The sequence below is a fragment of the Hyunsoonleella sp. 2307UL5-6 genome (assembly GCF_047345485.1).
GTDB lineage: Bacteria > Bacteroidota > Bacteroidia > Flavobacteriales > Flavobacteriaceae > Jejuia.
Window position 1 is genome coordinate 54,447 of the sequence record NZ_JBLFEN010000009.1, and the last position, 16,411, is coordinate 70,857.

Below are 16,411 nucleotides of genomic sequence, written 5' to 3' on the forward strand. Positions count from 1 at the left end.
ATATGTTTATATTTAATTCTTATTTAAGAGAACAATAGGAATGTTTAAAAACGTATTAGCCATAATTTTAACATCAATTTTTATATTAGTTATAGTAATGCCTTCGGTTATTATTATTTTTGATGATTCGGCTGATGTTTCAATATTTTACAACAGCTCAGAAGAAGAAAAGGATAAAACCCAAGAGAAAACTATAGATAAAGAATTTATATCTGCTCTGGTAGATGCTTCACTAAAAATTAGTACTAAAGATTTTAACGAGCTATATTTACATTATTATTTTAGAGTGTACAAAACACCTAATATTAAGCTTTCATTTCCACCTCCCAAAGTAGTTTTAAAATTCTAAATACACCCAAACTTATTTTTTATCAATAAAATCAATACCAACTTTGGTAATGGTTTTAAATTTTTTGTTTTATGTTTAAATATTTAAAGAACGATCTTCCTGCAAGTATTGTTGTATTTTTTGTTGCGCTACCATTATGCCTAGGTATCGCTTTAGCTAGTGGTGCGCCATTATTTTCTGGCCTTATTGCTGGTATTATAGGTGGAATTGTTGTAGGAGTCATAAGTGGTTCAAAAATTGGAGTTAGTGGTCCTGCTGCAGGTTTAGCGGCAATAGTTTTATCTGCAATTACTTCTTTAGGTTACCAGAATTTTTTGTTAGCTGTTGTTATTGGTGGGGTTATTCAGCTTTTATTTGGTGTTTTGCGTTTAGGAATTATTGGATATTTTTTTCCTTCTTCTGTGATAAAAGGTATGCTAACGGGTATAGGAATTATTATTATTTTAAAACAGATAAGATTCTTTTTTGGCATGGATGCAAATGTTGAAGGGAGTATTGATTTCCTTAAAGTAGAATGGAATAATTTATTATCTGGTTTTTTAAATGATATAAATGCGTTATTAAGTGGAAATATAAGTGTGGGTGCTACAATAATTGGCGTTATATCTATAGGGATATTGCTACTATGGTCTAACGTACTCTCAAAAAAAGGGAAGATATTTCAGTTAGTTCAAGGGCCTTTGGTGGCTGTTGTAGTAGGTATCATCTTTTATATGATTACTAAAGATAGTGCAATGGGGCTTATAGATGATCAATTAGTTTCTGTACCAGTACCCGATAGTTTAGATAGTTTTAAAGGACAGTTTAGTTTTCCAAATTTTGCAGTTATTGTAAAACCAGAAATTTGGTTAACTGGTTTTACAATAGCTTTAGTTGCTTCACTCGAGACCTTACTTTGTGTTGAAGCTACAGATAAACTAGATCCGCATAAAAATGTAACACCTACTAATAGAGAACTATTTGCACAAGGAACAGGTAATATCTTGTCTGGTATGATTGGAGGTTTGCCAATTACACAAGTAATTGTAAGAAGTTCAGCTAATATTCAATCTGGTGGTAGATCTAAAATGTCTGCAATTATTCATGGATTTTTCTTATTAATATCAGTTATTTTAATCCCTAAAATATTAAATAACATTCCATTAGCAGTTTTGGCGGCAGTATTGTTTATAGTAGGTTTTAAATTAGCAAAGCCATCTACATTTAAAAAAATGTTTAGTTTGGGCTGGAAACAGTGGCTACCTTTTATGGCAACGGTACTACCTATGGTAATTACTGGAGATTTATTGTTAGGAATAGGATTAGGATTGGCTATAGGTATAATTGTAATATTAATTAAGAGTTTCCAAAACTCTCACTTTTTACATAAAGAAGGTGAAGATGTAGATGATGGAAAAGTAAAAATGACTTTAGCTGAGGAAGTTACTTTCTTTAATAAAGGTGCTATATTAAAGGAGTTAGATAGCTTATCGCCAAATTCATTTTTAGAATTAGATGTAAGAAAAACAAGGTATTTAGATAATGATATTATCGAAATTCTTGAAGATTTTGCTTTTAAGGCAAAAGAGCGACATATAGACATAAAATTAGTGTCTGAAAGAGGTGTTGTTGAAAATCCCGAGAGTTATATAGAGTTTTTTAAACTTAATAAGCCCAAACACTAGTTGTTTAAAGTGTTATTAAAAAAATGTAAATTGTATAAATTAAAGGTATCTTAACTAAATTAAATAAAACATAATTATGAAAAATACATATTATAATCAATTATTAGCCAATAATAAGGATTGGGTAAAAGAGATGACCGAGAAAGACGAAAATTATTTTGAGGATTTATCTAAAGGACAAAAGCCACCAGTACTTTGGATAGGTTGTGCAGATAGTAGAGTGCCAGCCAATGAAATTACAGGAACACATCCTGGTGAACTATTTGTACACCGAAATATTGCAAACATGGTGGTACACACAGATATGAACATGTTAAGCGTTTTAGATTATGCTGTTAATCATTTAGGTGTAAAGCATGTTATTGTTTGTGGTCATTATGGTTGCGGTGGTGTTGCAGCTGCAATGCAAAACAAATCTTTAGGGCTTATCAATAAATGGGTAAGAAACATTAAAGAGGTGTATAAAGACAATAAAACAGAGCTTAAAAAAATAGATGATGATAAAGAGCGTTTTGATAGACTTGTAGAGTTAAACGTAAAGGCGCAAGTGTACGATTTAGCCAAAACATCTATAGTACAACAAGCTTGGAAAGACGATCGAGGACTAGAGGTACATGGTTGGGTGTATGATTTAAAAGATGGAATTATTCACGATTTAAAAGTATCAATGGATAGTGCACAACATTTGGATGATATTTTTACTTTAGATTTAGATTAAAGTCTTGTAAAAACACACCTTATTAAGCAGTATTTAAAAAGCCATCTACATATAAAACGTGATGGCTTTTTTTGATTCAATTTTCTTTTTCAATTTATGTCATTTGAATAAAGGCGTAGTAAATAGGTAAACCTAAAGTGATATTAAATGGGAAGGTTATACCCAATGCCATGGGGATATAGATACCCGCATCTGCTCTAGGTTCTGCAAGTTTCATGGTTGCAGGAACAGCGATATATGAAGCACCTGCACCTAATATGGCAAATAATAATCTGTTTCCGTCGCTATTAGTGATAAAACCACTTAGGTAAGCTACTATTAATCCATTTATTAGCGGGACGATGATTCCGAAGGCAAATAAAAAGAAACCATACTGTTTAAAGCCTTTAATTCGTTTTGCGGTTACCATGCCCATTTCTAATAAAAATAATGATAAAAAGCCTTTAAAAATATCGGTTGTAAAAGGCTCTATACCTCTAGCTTGGGTAGCATCGGCAATTAATCCAATAACTAAACTACCTATAAGCATTAATACGCTTCCGCCAGTAAGTGAGTGTTTAATTAAAGCACCTATTGATTTTTTTTCGCCAGATTTTTTATCTGCATCGTATAGCATAATTAAAATAACACCAACAATGATGGCTGGAGATTCCATTATGGCCATTATAGCAACCATATGACCGCCAAAGCTAATACCTTGATTTTCTAAAAAAGAGACAGCTGTTACAAAGGTTACGGCACTTACCGAGCCATAAGCTGCAGCAATAGCACCTGCATTTGGTACGCCTACTTTTTTCTTAAGTGCAAAAAACGTATAAATAGGTACTATGCTAGACAGTAGTATTGCAAAAATAATAGAGTATAAAATCTCTGCGTTAAACTCACTGTGCGATAACTCTTGTCCGCCTTTAAATCCAATAGCGAATAGTAAATAAAGTGAAATAAATTTCGAGGAATTTTCAGGAATTTTCAAATCACTTTTTAAAGAAGTAGCAATAATACCAAGTAAAAAAAACAAAAGTACTGGGTTGGTTAAATTGCTAATAAGTATATCAATATTCATAAGTTTGGTTTTAATTCGGGTGCAAATCTACACTAGCATATTCATATATTTTTATTTAAATTTGTTATTTAAAGCATAAATATTATTTATGAATTTTACATTGCATCAATTAAAAGTGTTTAGTGTTATTGTTGAAAACAAAAGCATCACTAAAGCTGCAGAAGAGTTAAATATGACACAACCTGCGGCATCAATACAGCTTAAAAATTTTCAAGATCAGTTTGATATTCCACTTACAGAGGTATTAGGAAGACAGTTGTATGTTACAAATTTTGGGATGGAAATTTATGAAATAGCAGAATCTATTTTAAACCAAGTGGGCACCATAGAATATAGAACCGAGGCTTTTAAAGGCTTACTGTCTGGTAAGCTTAGAATTTCTGTAGTATCTACTGGTAATTATGTAATGCCTTATTTTTTAAATGGATTTTTAAAACAACACCCACAGATTGATTTGGTTTTAGATGTATCCAACAAAACAAATGTGATTAAAGATTTAGAACAAAACGAGGTAGATTTCTCTTTAGTAACTATCAGTCCAAAGCATTTAGATTTAAACGAAGAGCCTATTATGATTAATAAATTGCACTTAGTGGCAGCCTCTAGTCATGATTTAGATCTTAAAAAAGTTGAAGATAAATCCATATTTAATAGAATTCCCTTAATATATCGTGAGGAAGGTTCTGGAACACGTTTTACCATGCAAGAGTTTTTTGCAGAAGAGCATATTAAACCAAAAGTAAAGTTAGAATTAACCACCAACGAAGCCATAACACAAGCTGTAATTGCAGATATCGGGATGTCTATCGTATCCTTACTAGGTATTAAAAACGAATTATCGCAAAACGAACTTAAAATAATTCCTGTAAAAGGCCTCCCGTTAGAATCGCAATGGAAACTCATTTGGCTAAAGAAAAAGAATTTATCACCAGTAGCAACCGCTTTTTTAGACTATGTAAGGCAAGAAAAAGATAAGGTGTATAACGACTATTTTAAGTGGATGGAGCAGTATTAAACAATTGTTGCAGCTGCATCATCAGTATCGTTATCCTTTTTTAAAAGGTTAGGAAAAATTCTAGGTGCTAAAGATTTTACAGGTTCATATAATATAGAATCTTCTAAATCCTCATCACTAGTAAAGGGAATCGTATTATTTAAGCTATCAAACACCATAACAATTACACTTAAAATAACACCAATTTTTAGTGCTCCAAAAACACCACCAAGTAGTTTATTAATAATCCCTAAAGCCGCAAAATTAGCAAGTTTAGTAAGCGCTTTTCCGGCTAGTGCAATAGCAAAAACAATAACAATAAAGGTTATTGCAAAGGCCACTATGTTAATATATTTTTCATCCCAAGATACCTTTTCCATTAAAAATTCTGCCGCAAAATTGCTAAAATGTATGGCGCCATATACCCCAGCAACTAAAGCAACTAGAGATGCTACCTCTACAAAAAGCCCTTTCATAAACCCGCGAATAAGTCCAAATAAAATCAACGCTCCTAAAATAATATCTATAATTGCCATACGCTAAATTTAAACAAATATAGAATAATACTCATATTTAGGTTTAGTAACTTTGCAACTTTAAGGTAATTAATCTTAATTTTTATAGTAGTAACATAATACACAAATAAGCTAAACCTATGGCTAGAGACGAAACATTAAAAGAACGCTGGGAATTGGTGGTAAAAAAACTATCCAATCAATTTGCCGATGGCGATGTTTTAGACCTAGATGCTATTATATATCTTATAGGTGTGCAAGAGCTAGGGCAGCTTAATAGAGCTTTTAAAAAAGACCAAAAGTTAGACCTTATGCATATTGCCATTTGTAAATTGCTAAGTCCTTATGGGTATTATGAGCTCGATTTTGTGGATGATGAAGGCTGGCCACATTACAAAACACTAGAAGCCTTACCACATTTAAAAGCAGGAGAACAATCGGTTTTAATGAAAGAAGCAATTGTAAATTACTTTTTAGAAACTCAATATATCCATTAAACTACATGTCACTTCTAGTGATTTTGATTTTTTTATCAAAATTGTATCGAGAATTTGGGCGTTACCCTAAAGGGTCGGGCTTTCCGCTATATCTTTTTAATGCGTCATTGCGAGAAGTTAGCGACGTGGCAATCTCTTAAATTATAGTTCAAAAACCAGCTTAATACCTACCCAGCATTAAAAAGGATACCGCTGCAATCCCTAACGCAGCTGCCAGCCAAAGCCATTATAAATCTCAATTTTTAGGTATTACTTACTAAGTTCCTCCTAAATATGAAGATAATTTGATTAAATTTGCCAACATTTTCAAGTCATCATGATAGATAAAATACAAGAACTTATTGCCGAAGCCGAAGCGTTTAAAGCGCAAACTAAAGAAGAGGTAGAAGCATTTCGTATAAAATATTTAGGTAAAAAAGGACTATTAAATCAATATTTTGCCGAGTTTAAAAATGTGGCAAACGACCAGAAAAAGGAATTTGGTCAAACCATTAATAAGCTTAAAAAAACTGCTGAAGACAAGGTAAACACCTTAAAGAACGAACTTGAAGATAAAGAGGAAGTAAAGGGTGTATATGGCGATTTATCTCGTCCAGGGCAACCCATTGCAATAGGAGCGCGACACCCGATTTCAATCGTTAAAAATCAAATCATAGAAATTTTTTCTCGCATAGGTTTTAACGTCAGCGAAGGCCCTGAAATTGAAGACGATTGGCATAACTTTACAGCATTAAATTTACCAGAGCATCACCCTGCACGCGACATGCAGGATACGTTTTTTATACAAACCAACCCTGATGTATTATTGCGTACACACACTAGTTCTGTACAAGTGCGATACATGGAAAATAACAAGCCACCTATTAGAACCATTTCTCCGGGGCGTGTATATAGAAACGAAGCAATATCGGCACGTTCGCACTGTTTTTTCCACCAAGTAGAAGGCTTGTATATTGATAAAGATGTGAGTTTTGCAGATTTAAAACAAACACTACAACACTTTACCACAGAAATGTTTGGGAAAAGTAAAATACGGTTACGCCCAAGTTATTTCCCGTTTACAGAGCCAAGTGCAGAGGTAGATGTGTATTGGGGTTTAGAAACCGAGACCGATTATAAAATGACTAAAGGAACCGGCTGGTTAGAAATTATGGGCTGTGGTATGGTAGATCCTAATGTGTTAGAAAATTGCGGTATAGACTCTAAAGAATACTCTGGTTTTGCCTTTGGTATGGGTATAGACCGTATTGCTTTATTACTACACCAAATTAGTGATATTCGTTTACTAAGTGAGAATGATGTTAGGTTTTTAGAGCAGTTTAAGAGTGCTTTGTAATAGGTGATTTGGGGTGTTCGTTTAACGTTAAGTATATATATGCATGTTGGGCAATAAATAAGCGATTATTATCGGTTAAGCAACAAGTCAAATCTTTTTATTTTGTTTTAATTTTTCTCTTTTAATACCAAATCAAAAAATTTGGCGACTTAGCAAATAGACAACAACTTTTCGATTAAACAACAATCGCCCAATTTGCTATATATATTGTTGGCAATAGTTATTTTATTTTTCCGTGTGTTAATTTGATATCTTTTATCTCGTAAACATTGGTTTTAAAACACTCTAATTTTCTAGGATTAAAAATTGCAATGTTATAACCATCAGAATTCAATGAACTTTGATATTCCACACCATCAAACCCTAAAGATTTAATAAATTCTGATATGTATTGAGTAGGAATATAATCTAGAATTTTGTCTCTTTTTCTAATTGGTAAAGACAATTCCTTTTGTAGAGTCTGTATGAAAGGAATATAAATTAGATAATTTTCTATTTCTTCAAATTCTGACCAATACATTGGGTCGTCTTTTGGGTTTCGAAGGTTCAATACTTTAATATCTTCTTTTAATTTAAATTCGCCAACGGTCACATAGTCAAAAAGTGAAGCTCTAGTCTCATACATTGAGGTTTCAGGACTATCAGCAATATACAAATATGAAATCCCTTTTGGATTAGCTCTTCCTGCTGAAGCTAATTCTGGTGTTGGTGGATTTCCCATCTTTTCGTAAGAAAAACCGTTTTTGTCTGAAACTCTGCATCTAAAAAATATTCTGCCTTTTTTAATTTTTTTATAAAAGCTTTCGTGAAGGAAATATGTTTTTAATTTTTTTAAATCAATTGTATTCTGAATATGATAACGATTCTCAAATTTTATTTCTTTTTTAAAATCATTCCATATATTGTGTAAATTATGAGATTCAACTTCTAGTAGAGATTTATTTTGAAAAGAAACATTGTTTTCAAATAATTCCCTCAAATCATCCATCTCATCTTCAAAAATGGCTTTCAAAAGATTAGTTGGACTTGTGACAATTTCACTAATAATATTAAAATCTTCTCTTAATGATTCAGAAATTTGTAAAACGGAATTTTCGTCTGGAACGTAAAGTGAAAGTATATTTCTAAAAAAATCTGATAGTTCTCTTGCTGAATAAATAGATGTGTTTTCAGTACTACAAAAATCACAAGTTCCAGTTCTGTCATCACCATTAATAATACTAATTAGATATGAACTTGTAAAGCAATTAACGCAACAGTTCATAATTAAATGTTATTAATTACTAATTCTATATGATTCATTATAGATAGTTTTTTCAAAGTACCTAAACCTGGGAAATGACCTCTTTGTTGTAAATCTCGAAATACGTTTATTGCAGATGTATTTAAATTATTTTGATCGCACCAAATAACTAATTTATTAATTGCTTCTGAAAATTTACCACCAATATCTGCCACATCTTCATTAGAGTCAGAAACAAAATGTTTTACTCTAATTTGATTATTTTCTAAATAACTCAAATGAATTGCTACTGCTCTTGGTAAAAATCCTGATTCTGAATAATTATCACCAATTGTTAGGAAATCTGAAAATCCAACAAATCCATCTTGAATATAAAATCTATATTCTTTTGAAAAATCACTTTCTTGGTTCAAATAGTCTGCATTCCTAGATTGTTCTATAAAATAATCATCAAGACTAACGAGTGTGTTGGCTTCAAATTCACGATAATACCTTCGACTGGTTTTTTGAAAATAAATAACATTATAAACTATGTTCAACCGATTATTTAAAACCTCAATATTTTGGCTGTTTATTTCTGTTTCGTGTATTAATGTGATTCCGTTATAATTTAAATCTAACGCATTTACAAACTCAATTAATGTTCCAAGGTTTCTTTCAGTTTTAGTGTCAACAATAACAGCTAGTTGGTAGTTGTTATATTCTGCTGGAATTGAAGAAGTAATTATTTCAATAATTCTTTTGTATTGTCCTTCTAAATCTCCAACTCTCGGATTTATTATTAAGTTGAAATTTGCGTTTCGATTTACGAATTCAGCTAGAGTAGTTTTTATTGTGCTCGAAACTTTAACAGGTTCAATAATTGGGGAGATTTTATTTAATTCCTGCGGAAAAATAGAACACAATTCTCTTAAGGCAATTAATTCAAATTGTTTGCCTCTTAAATATGGGAAATACATATTTTGCTTTTTTGATTAAGAAATGTATCTAGTTTTTCGTAGTCATTTTTTGAAAAATCTAATGAATAACAAATATGTTTTAAACTCTCTGGAATCGCCTTTTCTTGAATTTTTTTTGGATTAGAAATGTTTCTAGATTTGAGTTTCTTAACTACTAGTTTTTGAAACAAAGAAATTTCAATTTTTTTCGCTAGTGCTAAACACTCTTTGAAAATTCTTGTATTAGAAACTTCTGGCACAAAGTTGAAGTATTCCTCAATTATATCTAAATATTCCTGTTTTCTCAAGGTTTTAAACAATGTTTCGTAATTAAAAGTAGCCTTATTACTTGTGGCTTCCTTTATTGTCTTCAGAGCGTTTCTTGATGTTAATTCAATGATTCCAATTGTAGAATTATCATAAAACCCAATTAATTTATTTATGTGTTTTGAGCTAGTTACTATGTAAACTTTGTCTCCAAATTTGCAGTAGTCTAATACTTGTGTATTTAATTTTTCAAGACTATCAAGTTCTGTTTTTATTTCGTAAACTCTTGCTTCTCCGTTCAATAAAACAAAGTCTGCAATTGACTTTCCAATATTGAATTCGTTTAATGCTATTGTATTTTTTAAACTATACTTTTTTAGAAGCAATTTATTTGTAAGTATATTTTTATAAACATACTCATTCTTATAATTTTTTAAAAGCGAATTATATATAACATTTATTGCGTCAAGGTTGGTGGTAGAATCTGTTACCGTTGTATATTTTTTTATTTTGTAAAATGTTGAATAACAGTCGTCTTCTCGCACAATTTTTTTAAAATTTGATAGCGAAATGATTTGTGATAAACTACGTATTTTACTTATTTCGGTTACTATTTCCATTTAAAAGCAAAGTTACAAAATTTAAATTATCGCTTTAAGCTTAATTTTTATTGTTGATTTAGAGTTAGTCGTAATTATTGCCAACGTATCATCAGATATACGTCCGTTTTAATACTGAAACAAGTTCAGCATAGGTGACTTATATCCGAAGTTAAACGAAGTTATCGATTTTTTCTGACAAAGTCAAGTGATAAAATTTTTAAAATTATAACTACCAAATTGTGATTTACATGACACTAGAGTAGGTTCTCTATACGTTTTTTCATTCCTTAAAATCACTCAACATCTACAGAACTGATAACTCTATTAATATTAACGCTTAAAACATAAACGATACTCAGCGTTTGCTTTATAACATAGTATTACTCATACACCACATCGGTAAATAGCTTTTCATTAAACGCTTGTTTTACAACTACATTTGTAGGGCCAAATTCGCTACGGTTAAAGGATAATAAAATAGTGCCTACGTTTTGGTAATTATCCCACGGCATCGTAAATCTTGGTGTTTCATCATTAAAATTTGTAAAAAATGCCCATTGCTTTATTAAATTATCCGTTTGGTCTACATACACGTAATATTTGTTTTGTGGTGTAACACCAACAGCGTTAAAGGTAAGTTGTAATACATCGGCTGTATTTCCATTTTTTAGCGTTTCGGTTTTTTTGTATGCTAGGGTTACGCCAGGATCTTGTAATTTCCAAGGCATTACTAACCAATAGGAATCGTTTATCCACCAGTTTTTACCTTTTTGTAACAGTTTTTTTAGTGTTGCTTGGTTAGTAACAGGTTGTTTGCCTTTAAAGGCTTTTCCTTTTAAAGTATTTACATTTACTAAAATAGTTAGTGTGTCTTTTGGGCTTTCTATACGTACATCGCCTGTCCATTTATTCCAATACAATACACGTTTTGCAAAATCCCATTTTATAAATTTTGTATTGTTATAGTTGGTTACGCCACCCATAGCAGCTTCAACTTTTTTTACAATACGCTCTACGTTTTTTGAAGATTGTGCGTTGCTATTAAAAGTAAAATAACTTAAAAAAAGTATGAATACAAAGAGTTTAGAGTGTGCAGCGGTTTTCATAATTGTAGAGGTGTAAATCTGTATTTTGGAAAATTACATAAACTTTTAGAAATAGATTATTTTTACAACTTAAAATACAAGTTGTGAAAAAAGATATTGAGATACCAAAAGTAGATGGCGTTTATATTGCCGTTGTAAACGAGTATAATAAAATTTATAAAGCTCAAGATTGGAATGCTTATATTATTAATGATAAAGATGTAGATTTAGAGCTAGTAATTATAGTATCTGAGGGGTATTCTGAAACAAAAAAAACAGCTACGTTTAGAAAGCGTATAGATAAACTACCCGCAAAGAGTTATGCTAAAATTGAATTAATGCAAGAGGCGCTGTTTGCGTTGAATAATAGTTTTAAAGTATCTTTTTTTGAAGGCAATACCATGTTTGATAAAACCTTTGTATTTAGAAAAAATACGATTAATTTAAAAGCGTTGCAACCTTTGCCTTTACTTGACGCTAAAGGTGTTTTGGTGAAGTAAAATGTTTTTAAAAAAGAAATCTCTTTATATAAACAAGTAAACTCCTTTGTTTTAAGAGGTGATATTGGCGGATAAGCCCGCGTTAAGGATAGAAACGGCATCCTTTTTAATATAAGTTGTAATACACTTTAGGTAAGACTTTTATGTAATTGGATTAGTACTTTGCTAATTAGTAGCAATGATGTATTAAAAAGATATAGTGGATAGCCTGACCCGACTTTATGAGGGTAACCTGCCTGCGATACCGCAGGTAGGCAGGCGCCCAACGTGTTGATATTATTTAAAAAATTATTAAAATTATTCTAAGTGATAGTTAATCCAATAAATCGGTTAGTTTTTTAAATACTTTTTTGGGGTTTTTATTTTCGTAAAGTATGGTGTAAACAGCATCAATTATGGGTGTTTGTGCTTGTTTTTCGTTGTCTTTATTAATGTGGTATGCACTTTTTGTGGCGTAATAGCCTTCGGCTACCATACTCATTTCCATTTGTGCAGATTTTACAGTGTAGCCTTTACCAATCATATTACCAAACATGCGGTTTCTAGAAAATGTGGAGTAACCTGTTACTAATAAATCACCCAAATACGCAGAGTTATTAATGTTGCGTTTTGTTTTATGTACCTTTTTTATGTACCGTTTCATTTCTCTAATGGCGTTACTCATTAAAATACTTTGAAAATTATCGCCATAGCCTAAACCATGCGCAATTCCGGCAGCAATAGCGTAAATATTTTTAAGCATTACGCCGTATTCTATACCTATAACATCGTCACTTATTTTAGTTTTAATGTAGTCGCTAGACAAACTATCTGCAATGTATTGCGCCTTTTTAGCGTCCCAACAGGAGATAGTGAGGTACGATAAACGCTCTAGCGCTACCTCTTCTGCATGACATGGTCCTGCGATTACTGCAATATTTTTAAATGGTACTTTGTAATGTTCATTTATATGTTCGCCTAATAATAATCCAGATTCTGGAACTATACCTTTTACGGCTGAAACTACAGTTTTTTTAGATATATCTGTTGTAAGTTTTTCTAGTTCGGTATGAATAAATGCAGAAGGGATTACAAAAATTAACACATCGGCCCAAGCTGCCATTTCGTTAATATCGTTACTAAGTTTTAACTGTTCTAAATGAAACTCTACCGAACTTAAATAGTTAGGATTGTGTTGTTCCCTTAATAAATGCTCTTTAGTATACGCACTACGCATGTACCAACCAATTTCATCTAAGTTTTCACTAAGCATTTTTACAATTGCTGTAGCCCAACTTCCTGCTCCAAAAACAGCATATTTTAAAGGTTTACTCATATACTAGCTAATTTTTTTCTATTTCAAAAGTACATAAAATATGGAAGAATTGAGGATATACAATGTTTTCAGATTTTTTTTGGCACGCTGTTTGGATATCTATAAACAGAAACCCTAAAATGAATGATTATGAAGACTGTAAAATTACTTTTAAGCTTAGTGTTTGTAACAACACTGTTTACGTCTTGTTATACAGAAGTTATTGTTGATGACTTTGTAGAGCAACCGATAATTAACGTAAACCAAGTATTAAATTCTCATGACCTTTGGTATGTAGATATTAATGAGACTGTAGGTTTTGGCGAAATTCCTTTTTTACAAAAAGCGTTTACGGTATCCTTTGTAAATGGAACTTTATTTGCTAATAATAATTTAGTAGGTATTGGGAGCAATGGTGATGGATTTGGGATTGACGTGGCTAGTTATAATGCTGCAGATATGATTTTAGATGTAAATCATGATATTGATGGATTTGTAACTTTTGATGTTTTTATTGAAGATAATAAAACCATAGAGCTTTACAACCCAACCACAGATACCTCGTATTTTTTAGAAGGCTACCAGCGTGGAAATTTTGATTACGATTTTGTGTTTTATGATAATATTCATTATTTCTTACAAGAGTATGAGGCTTGGGAAAAGATTTATACCAGTGATATAGGAGCATTAAATGAGTTTGACAACGAAAATTATTTACAATTTTTAGCCGGTGGAAACGATGCTACGTTTAGAAGCTCGCAAGACAGTTTTGGTACAAATGCTAATAATTTAATTTGGGATTATACAGGTGTTTATGGAGTTGGTGATGTGGCAGGTAATTTGAATTTAAAAACTTTAACATTAGATTATGATTTCTTTGACAATGAATTTTTTGAATTGACCGTTATAAATGACAGAACGATAGAGTTGTTTCATCCATCATCAGAAACGATATATGAATTTGAAGGTAGAGGATATATACAGTATTTAAAGACTGATAATACAAAAGGAAAAACTGGTGATAGTAAAGTAAAGAAACGTAAATTTAAAAAAGAACGTATAGAAAACCCGAGAGAAAACTCTAGGGTTTAAGATAAGATTTTGGTTGGTTATTTAGTTTAGAAACCGTTTAAAGTACTATACTTTAAGCGGTTTCTGTTTTAAGATAAATATATGTGACGTTTGAGTTATTATTGTGTCTAAAAAATGTGTAGCTTTAAAAACTAAAACAAATTATTAACCCTTAAACTAATTAACATGGGATTATTTTCATTTATTAAAAATGCAGGAGCAAAGGTATTTGGTATTGGCAAAACGGATGCAGAAGAAGCTGCTGATGCTACTGCAAAAGAATTAAAATTAGAAGAAGTTGCTGCAAAAAATTTAGAAGAGACTATTACCGATTTACAATTACAAGTTGAAAACCTAAGTGTATTTATAGACGATGAAACTGCTACAGTTAGTGGTGCTGCTTACGATCAAGCTACTAAAGAAAAAGTAGTTTTAGTAGTGGGTAACTCTAACGGCATTGCTTTTGTTGATGACCAGATGACGGTTGAAAATGTTGCTCCAGAGGCACAGTTTCATACCGTAGCTAGCGGAGACACTTTAGGTAAAATAGCAAAAACGTATTACGGGAATGCTATGAAGTACCCAGTAATATTTGAAGCGAATAAGCCAATGCTTACCGATCCTGATAAAATTTATCCCGGACAAGTATTGCGTATTCCTGCCTTAGACTAAAATTACCTACATAATTTATGTTACGTAAAAAGAGCTAGTTTTTTAAATTAGCTCTTTTTTTATTTAAAAATATTAAGAGATTAAAGGACTGCTTTAAAGGTAGTATACATATCTGCAATGATTTCTTTTGGATCTCCTTCAGAAAGACTTTCAAAAGCTACATAACCTTGGTAGTTTTGTTTTTTTAATATGGTTGCAATTTTTGTTAAATCAGCAGGTACTTTTTTACTGTTTTTTGTTTTTACATGTTCTTTTACAAAACAATAATTAGCATAGGGTACAAGTTTTTCAATTTCTGAGTATGGGTCATCAGATGGTAAGCTACCACAATCTAAAACAAGACCAAACCAATCAGAATTTACGCGTTTAATGATATCAATGATGTCTTCGCCAGTAAATAAAAATTCATCATGATTTTGTAAACCTACTATTACTCCATGTTCTTCTCCATATTTGGCACACGTTTTATAATCTTCAACTAGCCATTCTTTTATCTCATCTATTGAGATATTTTTACTTTTATTTTTACCTGTAAACACCCTCATGATTGTAGCACCTAGTTTTGAGGATACTTCTAACCAGTCTTTTATTAAAGCCTTATCAGTATTTCGAGCAGTAGTGTCGGGAGTTACAAAATTATTTCTTACACCAGTCCAAGGGATATCTAAACCCAATCCTAGAGCCTTTCTTTTTAGAGCAAAAAGATCTTTATTGTTTGGTGTTTGCGGATACGAAGAAAAATAATACCCTGTTATATCTACAGCATCTAAACCAATATTTGCAGCAAATTCCATCATATCAAAAAAAGTCATCTCCCCATTTCTCAACTCCGTATTAAAAGAATAGGCGTTAACACTATATTGCATTCTACTCTTTTTTTCAGGGTGTTTGTTATTAGAACATGCCATTAAATTTCCTGCACCTAAGATAAAAGGTGTTAATGCTATATTTTGTAGAAAGGTTCTTCTTGATTTTTTCAAAATAGAGACGTTTTAAGTAGTTTAAATTAACAATTATTGATTATTTATAAAAATTCATCTCATCCAGATATTCCCAAACATGTTGTGGTAACATAGGTTGAATATTTTTTCCTTCTTTTATGGACTTTCGTATTAATGTAGAAGACAATTGCATAATGGGCGCATCTGTAAAATGAATGTTTTTATGGTTATGAAATTGAGTTTCAATAGTATTTTTAGAAATCCTTGGATACACATAAATATGATGCCTCTTTAAAATAAGCTCATAATTTTTCCATTTATGAAAGCTTTTTAAATTATCCTCTCCCATTATTAAGGCAAATTCATAATCAGGATGTTTCTCTTGTAAATATGTTAGTGTATTTATAGTGTAATTAGGTTGTGGTAAATTAAATTCAATGTCGCTAGGTTTTAGTTTAATGTAGTCTTTAGTTGCTCTATAAACCATTTCTAGCCGTTGATAATTATCTAATAAAGAGCTTTTCTTTTTAAAAGGATTATGTGGGGTTACTACAAACCAAATTTGGTCTAAATCACTATATTCTGCTATATGATTTCCAATAACTAAATGCCCAATATGTATCGGGTTAAAAGAACCAAAAAACAAACCAATCTTCATAAAA

The 16,411-nt window shown here is 31.3% G+C and carries 18 protein-coding genes; 9 read left to right on the forward strand and 9 right to left on the reverse strand.

Features of this window, described 5'->3' with window-relative positions; genetic code table 11:
- Positions 1-40 precede the first annotated feature (40 nt).
- The 3 genes from ACKGJY_RS14370 (at position 41) to can (ending at position 2,731) form a co-directional block, all read left to right on the forward strand.
- On the forward strand, positions 41-349 hold the full coding sequence (locus ACKGJY_RS14370; RefSeq protein ID WP_413974594.1) for a hypothetical protein: 309 nt from the start codon (positions 41-43) through the stop codon (positions 347-349).
- Positions 350-420: 71 nt separating this feature from the next.
- Positions 421-2,013: a SulP family inorganic anion transporter gene (locus tag ACKGJY_RS14375; protein ID WP_413974595.1), complete on the forward strand. Its 1,593-nt coding sequence runs from the start codon at positions 421-423 to the stop codon at positions 2,011-2,013.
- Between the two features lie 76 nt (positions 2,014-2,089).
- Positions 2,090-2,731: a carbonate dehydratase gene (gene can, locus ACKGJY_RS14380; RefSeq protein WP_413974596.1), complete on the forward strand. Its 642-nt coding sequence runs from the start codon at positions 2,090-2,092 to the stop codon at positions 2,729-2,731.
- Positions 2,732-2,825: 94 nt separating this feature from the next.
- Here the strand turns inward: can and ACKGJY_RS14385 are convergent, their stop codons facing one another.
- Positions 2,826-3,794 (reverse strand): sodium-dependent bicarbonate transport family permease, encoded by a 969-nt coding sequence (locus tag ACKGJY_RS14385; RefSeq protein ID WP_413974597.1) that lies wholly within the window; start codon positions 3,792-3,794, stop codon positions 2,826-2,828.
- Between the two features lie 88 nt (positions 3,795-3,882).
- Between ACKGJY_RS14385 and ACKGJY_RS14390 the strand changes: the two genes are divergently transcribed.
- Complete coding sequence (locus ACKGJY_RS14390; RefSeq protein ID WP_413974598.1) at positions 3,883-4,809, forward strand: LysR family transcriptional regulator; 927 nt, start codon at positions 3,883-3,885, stop codon at positions 4,807-4,809.
- Here the strand turns inward: ACKGJY_RS14390 and ACKGJY_RS14395 are convergent.
- On the reverse strand, positions 4,806-5,324 hold the full coding sequence (locus ACKGJY_RS14395; RefSeq protein ID WP_413974599.1) for a CvpA family protein: 519 nt from the start codon (positions 5,322-5,324) through the stop codon (positions 4,806-4,808). The genes ACKGJY_RS14390 and ACKGJY_RS14395 overlap by 4 nt on opposite strands.
- Before the next feature lie 119 nt (positions 5,325-5,443).
- Here ACKGJY_RS14395 and ACKGJY_RS14400 point away from each other — a divergent pair, with 119 nt between their 5' ends.
- Both ACKGJY_RS14400 and pheS read left to right on the forward strand, forming a co-directional pair.
- Positions 5,444-5,800, forward strand: coding sequence for a hypothetical protein (locus tag ACKGJY_RS14400; RefSeq protein ID WP_413974600.1), 357 nt, complete (start codon positions 5,444-5,446; stop codon positions 5,798-5,800).
- 316 nt (positions 5,801-6,116) lie between these two features.
- Positions 6,117-7,136, forward strand: coding sequence for a phenylalanine--tRNA ligase subunit alpha (gene pheS / locus ACKGJY_RS14405; protein WP_413974601.1), 1,020 nt, complete (start codon positions 6,117-6,119; stop codon positions 7,134-7,136).
- Positions 7,137-7,356: 220 nt separating this feature from the next.
- On the opposite strand, the gene ACKGJY_RS14410 is transcribed toward pheS, so the two are convergent.
- The 4 genes from ACKGJY_RS14410 to ACKGJY_RS14425 form a co-directional block, all read right to left on the reverse strand.
- A complete protein-coding gene (locus tag ACKGJY_RS14410; RefSeq protein WP_413974602.1) occupies positions 7,357-8,400 on the reverse strand; it encodes an RES domain-containing protein in 1,044 nt (347 codons plus the stop codon).
- Positions 8,401-8,402: 2 nt separating this feature from the next.
- Positions 8,403-9,338 carry a sce7725 family protein gene (locus tag ACKGJY_RS14415; protein ID WP_413974603.1) on the reverse strand — a complete coding sequence of 312 codons (936 nt, stop codon included), beginning with the start codon at positions 9,336-9,338 and terminating at the stop codon, positions 8,403-8,405.
- The gene (locus ACKGJY_RS14420) at positions 9,320-10,204 is read right to left on the reverse strand and encodes a sce7726 family protein (protein ID WP_413974604.1); all 885 of its coding nucleotides are present in this window, start codon (positions 10,202-10,204) and stop codon (positions 9,320-9,322) included. Before ACKGJY_RS14420 ends, ACKGJY_RS14415 begins: the two co-directional genes overlap by 19 nt.
- 362 nt (positions 10,205-10,566) lie before the next feature.
- Positions 10,567-11,292: a hypothetical protein gene (locus ACKGJY_RS14425; protein ID WP_413974605.1), complete on the reverse strand. Its 726-nt coding sequence runs from the start codon at positions 11,290-11,292 to the stop codon at positions 10,567-10,569.
- An 83-nt stretch (positions 11,293-11,375) separates the two neighbouring features.
- On the opposite strand from ACKGJY_RS14425, the gene ACKGJY_RS14430 reads away from it, so the two are divergent.
- The gene (locus ACKGJY_RS14430) at positions 11,376-11,771 is read left to right on the forward strand and encodes a hypothetical protein (protein WP_413974606.1); all 396 of its coding nucleotides are present in this window, start codon (positions 11,376-11,378) and stop codon (positions 11,769-11,771) included.
- Between the two features lie 313 nt (positions 11,772-12,084).
- On the opposite strand, the gene ACKGJY_RS14435 is transcribed toward ACKGJY_RS14430, so the two are convergent.
- Positions 12,085-13,086 (reverse strand): NAD(P)H-dependent glycerol-3-phosphate dehydrogenase, encoded by a 1,002-nt coding sequence (locus tag ACKGJY_RS14435; RefSeq protein WP_413974607.1) that lies wholly within the window; start codon positions 13,084-13,086, stop codon positions 12,085-12,087.
- Positions 13,087-13,215: 129 nt separating this feature from the next.
- Between ACKGJY_RS14435 and ACKGJY_RS14440 the strand changes: the two genes are divergently transcribed.
- Together ACKGJY_RS14440 and lysM are read left to right on the forward strand one after the other, a co-directional pair.
- Complete coding sequence (locus ACKGJY_RS14440) at positions 13,216-14,157, forward strand: nicotinic acid mononucleotide adenyltransferase (protein ID WP_413974608.1); 942 nt, start codon at positions 13,216-13,218, stop codon at positions 14,155-14,157.
- A gap of 165 nt (positions 14,158-14,322) precedes the next feature.
- Entirely contained in the window at positions 14,323-14,808 is a 486-nt protein-coding gene (gene lysM, locus ACKGJY_RS14445) for a peptidoglycan-binding protein LysM (protein ID WP_413974609.1), read from the forward strand.
- 80 nt (positions 14,809-14,888) lie between these two features.
- Here the strand turns inward: lysM and ACKGJY_RS14450 are convergent, their stop codons facing one another.
- A complete protein-coding gene (locus tag ACKGJY_RS14450; RefSeq protein ID WP_413974610.1) occupies positions 14,889-15,788 on the reverse strand; it encodes a sugar phosphate isomerase/epimerase family protein in 900 nt (299 codons plus the stop codon).
- Between the two features lie 40 nt (positions 15,789-15,828).
- On the reverse strand, positions 15,829-16,407 hold the full coding sequence (nadD, locus tag ACKGJY_RS14455) for a nicotinate (nicotinamide) nucleotide adenylyltransferase (RefSeq protein WP_413974611.1): 579 nt from the start codon (positions 16,405-16,407) through the stop codon (positions 15,829-15,831).
- Positions 16,408-16,411: the final 4 nt, after the last annotated feature.

What these genes read in the sequence shown, in the direction of transcription:
- ACKGJY_RS14370 (WP_413974594.1), top strand. Translation starts at nt 41, where the DNA reads ATGTTTAAAAACGTATTAGCCATAATTTTAACATCAATTTTTATATTA.
- ACKGJY_RS14375 (WP_413974595.1), top strand. Translation starts at nt 421, where the DNA reads ATGTTTAAATATTTAAAGAACGATCTTCCTGCAAGTATTGTTGTATTT.
- can (WP_413974596.1), top strand. Translation starts at nt 2,090, where the DNA reads ATGAAAAATACATATTATAATCAATTATTAGCCAATAATAAGGATTGG.
- ACKGJY_RS14385 (WP_413974597.1), bottom strand. Translation starts at nt 3,794, where the DNA reads ATGAATATTGATATACTTATTAGCAATTTAACCAACCCAGTACTTTTG.
- ACKGJY_RS14390 (WP_413974598.1), top strand. Translation starts at nt 3,883, where the DNA reads ATGAATTTTACATTGCATCAATTAAAAGTGTTTAGTGTTATTGTTGAA.
- ACKGJY_RS14395 (WP_413974599.1), bottom strand. Translation starts at nt 5,324, where the DNA reads ATGGCAATTATAGATATTATTTTAGGAGCGTTGATTTTATTTGGACTT.
- ACKGJY_RS14400 (WP_413974600.1), top strand. Translation starts at nt 5,444, where the DNA reads ATGGCTAGAGACGAAACATTAAAAGAACGCTGGGAATTGGTGGTAAAA.
- pheS (WP_413974601.1), top strand. Translation starts at nt 6,117, where the DNA reads ATGATAGATAAAATACAAGAACTTATTGCCGAAGCCGAAGCGTTTAAA.
- ACKGJY_RS14410 (WP_413974602.1), bottom strand. Translation starts at nt 8,400, where the DNA reads ATGAACTGTTGCGTTAATTGCTTTACAAGTTCATATCTAATTAGTATT.
- ACKGJY_RS14415 (WP_413974603.1), bottom strand. Translation starts at nt 9,338, where the DNA reads ATGTATTTCCCATATTTAAGAGGCAAACAATTTGAATTAATTGCCTTA.
- ACKGJY_RS14420 (WP_413974604.1), bottom strand. Translation starts at nt 10,204, where the DNA reads ATGGAAATAGTAACCGAAATAAGTAAAATACGTAGTTTATCACAAATC.
- ACKGJY_RS14425 (WP_413974605.1), bottom strand. Translation starts at nt 11,292, where the DNA reads ATGAAAACCGCTGCACACTCTAAACTCTTTGTATTCATACTTTTTTTA.
- ACKGJY_RS14435 (WP_413974607.1), bottom strand. Translation starts at nt 13,086, where the DNA reads ATGAGTAAACCTTTAAAATATGCTGTTTTTGGAGCAGGAAGTTGGGCT.
- ACKGJY_RS14440 (WP_413974608.1), top strand. Translation starts at nt 13,216, where the DNA reads ATGAAGACTGTAAAATTACTTTTAAGCTTAGTGTTTGTAACAACACTG.
- lysM (WP_413974609.1), top strand. Translation starts at nt 14,323, where the DNA reads ATGGGATTATTTTCATTTATTAAAAATGCAGGAGCAAAGGTATTTGGT.
- nadD (WP_413974611.1), bottom strand. Translation starts at nt 16,407, where the DNA reads ATGAAGATTGGTTTGTTTTTTGGTTCTTTTAACCCGATACATATTGGG.